This window comes from Morganella psychrotolerans (assembly GCF_001676055.1).
Taxonomy (GTDB): domain Bacteria; phylum Pseudomonadota; class Gammaproteobacteria; order Enterobacterales; family Enterobacteriaceae; genus Morganella; species Morganella psychrotolerans_B.
Map to the genome: position 1 here is coordinate 1 of NZ_LZEX01000032.1, position 1,129 is coordinate 1,129.

1 protein-coding gene is annotated in these 1,129 nt (G+C 51.3%); it reads right to left on the reverse strand.

The window, feature by feature from the left end; translation table 11 throughout:
• A partial coding sequence (locus tag AYY17_RS13825; protein WP_156656711.1) for a type VI secretion system Vgr family protein occupies window positions 1-1,129 on the reverse strand: 1,129 nt, incomplete at both ends.

Below are 1,129 nucleotides of genomic sequence, written 5' to 3' on the forward strand. Positions count from 1 at the left end.
TTTCCCCGGCGATCCCAGTGAAAATAGACTTTTACCGCGCCCTGTTCATTGGTGTAAATTTCTTCCCCCGGCGGTCCGACAACGGTTGCCAGTTCGTCGCCGTCTGCCTGCGGTCTGAAACGGGATAACGGACGCCATTCCTGAGTTCCCGGGATAAACTGTACTGTATTTGAAAGCGTCGTGCCTTCACCGCCACTGTTATCCGCCAGCGGCTGCACGCCGCGATGGCTGACACTGATCACCTGCCACGTTTTATTCATGGTGTCAGCAGGGTGATTGCTCAGTGAGAAGATTTTTCCCGGTCTCAGAGCAACGCAATTTGTACCGGCTGTGCCGGTCTGGCGCTGGTTCTGGGATTGCTCATAGCGCAATTGGGTAAAGGGTTTTCCCTGCTCATCCTGCTGAAAACGCCCGTAACTTTCAAAGGTGGCATGCTGTTTATGCACCTCACCGGTGACCTCATGTTGCAGCGGGTAAGACGGGTTTTGCGGATTGTAATCTTTGTGGATCTGAATATCGTCGCACAGCCGCTCCGTATAGCGCCAGGACGATGCGGTGCTGTCACTGATATCTGTGTCCGCCTGCGGATTATAGGTCAGATGAATACCGGCGGTCATACCAAGGTGGTTATCGCTGTAAAACAGCTTCGGACCCTCTTCAAACCAGAAGTTTATTCCCTCTTCATACGCCAGCCGGCACCAGAAATCGTAAGCGGATTCCCGTTTTTGCGTGATGTAATCCCGCTTCTGATGCAGCTCATCCTGATAGAATTTTTTATCACATTTAACATGTGCTTCATCCAGCAGTGTCGCCAGAATCTCCGGGACAGATTGTTTCTGGAAAATCCGGCTGTCCTGATTCAGGCTCATGATCCACATTTCCGGGCGGATAATAAAATGATACCAGGTTTTGTTACCGTCGGTGTTCCCCTGCTCTGCTGATGCCAGCAATCCCTCAATGGTGCGGATTTTTGTTCCGTTACGCTCCACGGTCAGTGAGGCTGCAAGCCCTAAGTGATCGGTAAAACTGAGCGCCGGTAACGGGCTGACAACAGAAACAGATAAGGTAAATAAAGAAGAAAGGGCTTCATTGAGGGTAAATTCGGTGACCTGAAACGTCTCTTCCGGCA